Annotated in this window: 5 protein-coding genes; 3 read left to right on the forward strand and 2 right to left on the reverse strand. The window is 64.8% G+C overall.

Annotation, left to right across the window (positions count from 1 at the left end; all coding sequences use genetic code 11):
• Both VFP86_04080 and VFP86_04085 read right to left on the reverse strand, forming a co-directional pair.
• The coding region (locus VFP86_04080) for an MFS transporter (GenBank protein ID HET8998803.1) at positions 1 to 264 on the reverse strand (264 nt) is incomplete at its 3' end.
• A 403-nt stretch (positions 265 to 667) separates the two neighbouring features.
• Positions 668 to 892, reverse strand: coding sequence for a DUF3185 domain-containing protein (locus tag VFP86_04085; GenBank protein HET8998804.1), 225 nt, complete (start codon positions 890 to 892; stop codon positions 668 to 670).
• A 673-nt stretch (positions 893 to 1565) separates the two neighbouring features.
• Between VFP86_04085 and VFP86_04090 the strand changes: the two genes are divergently transcribed.
• The 3 genes from VFP86_04090 to VFP86_04100 form a co-directional block, all read left to right on the forward strand.
• Complete coding sequence (locus tag VFP86_04090) at positions 1566 to 2225, forward strand: hypothetical protein (GenBank protein HET8998805.1); 660 nt, start codon at positions 1566 to 1568, stop codon at positions 2223 to 2225.
• Positions 2226 to 2258: 33 nt separating this feature from the next.
• Positions 2259 to 2540: a hypothetical protein gene (locus VFP86_04095; protein ID HET8998806.1), complete on the forward strand. Its 282-nt coding sequence runs from the start codon at positions 2259 to 2261 to the stop codon at positions 2538 to 2540.
• A partial coding sequence (locus VFP86_04100; GenBank protein ID HET8998807.1) for a hypothetical protein occupies positions 2506 to 2933 on the forward strand: 428 nt, incomplete at its 3' end. The genes VFP86_04095 and VFP86_04100, both read left to right, overlap by 35 nt.

The following is a 2933-nucleotide window of genomic DNA, read 5'->3' on the forward strand; positions in this document are numbered from 1 at the left end:
GAAAAAAGCGCTGAGGGTAAGTTGGACCGCGCCCGCGTTCCCACCGAAGCTGTCGGCGATCGCCGGGAGCGCCGGCAAGTAGGTATCGATCGAGAACGGCCCAAACGCGGTGAGCGCGCTGAGGGTGACGACCAGGCCGGCCGAAGCGTCCCGCGGCCGCGTGGGAATCGGACGGCCGAGCCCTGAAGCGGGGGCCCCCGGGGCCGGCGCCGAGGAGGGCGGTGCCTTCACGCAGCGGGGCTGGAGCGTTTTCGTCTCCCTCACTGCGCCCTATCTGATCCCGTGGCTCGTCGCGTTCGGGCACTAGCGAAACAAGACAAGCTGCGCACGACGCCCTTCCAGATCACTCAGCGCGGGTTTCGTGTCCGGCGACGACGAGGAGCCTTCTTGCTCTTCGCCGTGCTCTTTCGCCGCTTCTCCCTTCTTGGACCGCGGTCCTTGTCCATCAATCCCGGATCGGCAACGCTCGCGGGCCCGCTGAGCGGATGGACAGCACCGGCGAGTTCGGACATACCCTGTACGACCTGCTGGGTCGCGTCCACGATGCGATCCTTGAGCGAGCGACGGCTAGGCTTCTTACCCCTTGTCACTGACGCTGCCTCCGGCTGATTTCTACTCCGAGCGCTTCATGTACGACGTCAATCGAGCATACTCGAGCTTGGCGCCTCTATGGCCGGGTGCGGCCGCTTGCAATCAGCAAGACGATGCCCCCTGCGACGAGCACGCCCCCGACCACTGGCGGGATCGGAAAGCTCCGCCTCTCCTGGGTCGTGATACCGATGGGACCAATCTTCACCGCCTCGCGCGTCGTCGTGTAACTAAACCCTCCGAACACCAAAATGGCGGCGCCGATGATCACAAGCAGCACGCCGACGACGGTCTGAGTTTTCATCCCGGCAATGCCTCAGGCCGTGTTGCACCACATGATTGAACGCGCGTGGTGACTAGGGAGTGGCGACATGCCACATGCCGTTCTTCGGTCCGTTCAGACCCTCTCCCTGAACGTCGCCGGGTTTGGAATCGTCTGAGAATCGATAGAGTAAGTGCCCGCTGTAACTGACCTGGGACCCGTTGGCGGTCTTGACGAGCGCAAGCTTCCCCTTCGCGGAAGCGGGGGCCGTAGGCTCGGCGGCGCTCAATAGGGGGGGCCAGGCACTGGCACACCCTCCCGTGCAGGCGCTAGATGACGCGGTATCGGAACTCAGGGTATAGAGGCTCATGCCTTTCGCGTCCACCAGAATCTGTTGTGCTTTGCCCCCAACCGTCGCGCTGGCCACATTGACGGTTGTGTCAGCGCCGCTGGCCGGTTGGCCCACGGCTCCTGCAATCACGAACGCAGCAACAAAAATCAGTGTCCACCAGTGTCTCACTGTCATGTGATCACCTCGGAGATAGTGTCTCGCTAGGCGCAGCCACGAACCAGACCCTGCAAAAGTGAGCTTGCCGCGCGATGCTGTTGATTTTCTGACATTTTCCGACCTCGAATCCCGGATTAGCGCGGCCACTCCCCATTGATACGAACGTGTGTTCGGTATATAATCAAATCACCCGGAAGGTGGTGTCCAGTGGCCGTCTCCCATCTCCCCATTCCCCTCCCCCAGCCCTTGAGCGGGCTCGTCCTGTTCACCGGTCACGAGAGCGTTCTGCCGCTCAGCCAGCTCCTGTGTCTCCAATACCTTAGCCGTGGCGAGCCTATCGTCCTGGTAGACGGGGCAAACGCCTTCAACCCTTACCTCCTTTCCGATGCGGCCCGCGCGCAGGGGCTCGACCACCAACGCGTGCTGGACGCTGTGCACCTGTCCCGGGTCTACACCTGCCACCAGTTGGAAGCGTTGCTGACGGAACATCTGCAACCGGCGATCGCGGCGTTCCGCCCCAGCGCGGTGCTCTGCCTCGGCCTGCTCGATCCGCTGTATGACGAGGACGTGCCGGCCGCGGAGGCCGCCCGCATCTTCCGGCGCCTTGCCTCCGCGATCCGTGAAGCCGCACCCCGCCTCCCGATCCTGGCCGCCTGCCCCGATCCTGTGGGTCCGGCGACGCCCGAGCACATCATGGACGACGTTCGCCCCACCTTTGGCGACCGGCTGTGTGTAATTGCCCGCTGGCGCTTTTCCGCCCAACTGGAGGCCGGACGTGTGTGGATCTCCCGGGAGCAGCCTGATCCCGCACGGTGGGAGTGGGCGCTCACCCTCCGACCGGACCGCACCTTTCGCCGGCGGGCCTAGACTTTCGAAGACGGCCGTAGAGGAGCGTACCCGATGGGCCGCACCGTTCCCACGATGACGCAGGTCATTCAGAGCGAAGAAGAGAGCTGGGCGCCGTTTCGCCGCGCGCTCCGCGCGCAGGATCGTCCCGCGTTCGACCGGCTCTTTGCCGCCGCGCGCCACAACGCCGCCGTCGCGAGTTACGCCGCCAGGCCGGTGCCGTTCGAAGCGATCTTGCTGTCGATGCTGCTGGAAGCGATGAAAGCGATTCAACATCTCGAAGACGAGGTCACCGCGGTTCGTGCGGCCCTCCCTGCTCCACGCCCACCTGTTTGACGTCTATCCCACCTCAGGCGGGATGGCCGTCTGGCTCATCGGAGCCGACGGCGCCCGGCTGCGGCTCGTGCATCCCTGGACGCCCCGCCTCTACTACAGCGGGAGCCGCGAGATACTCCGGCACGCGCAGGCGCTGCTCGACGGGATCCGGGCCACGATCACGACCCGGGTCACGACACGGTGCGACCTGCTGCGGGGCGAGATCGAGGTCGTGGAGGTCACGGTCGCCGATCCGATGGCGTTCTCCCGCGTCGTCGACCGGCTCGCGCATCTCGATGGCCTGACATTTTACAACTGCGACATCGCGCTTCCGCAGATGTACCTGTACGAGCACCAGCTCTTCCCGCTCGGGCGGTGCGCGGTCGAGACGACGCCCGAGGGAACGATCCGCAC

It is taken from the genome of bacterium (assembly GCA_035703895.1).
Classification (GTDB): Bacteria; Sysuimicrobiota; Sysuimicrobiia; order Sysuimicrobiales; family Segetimicrobiaceae; genus Segetimicrobium.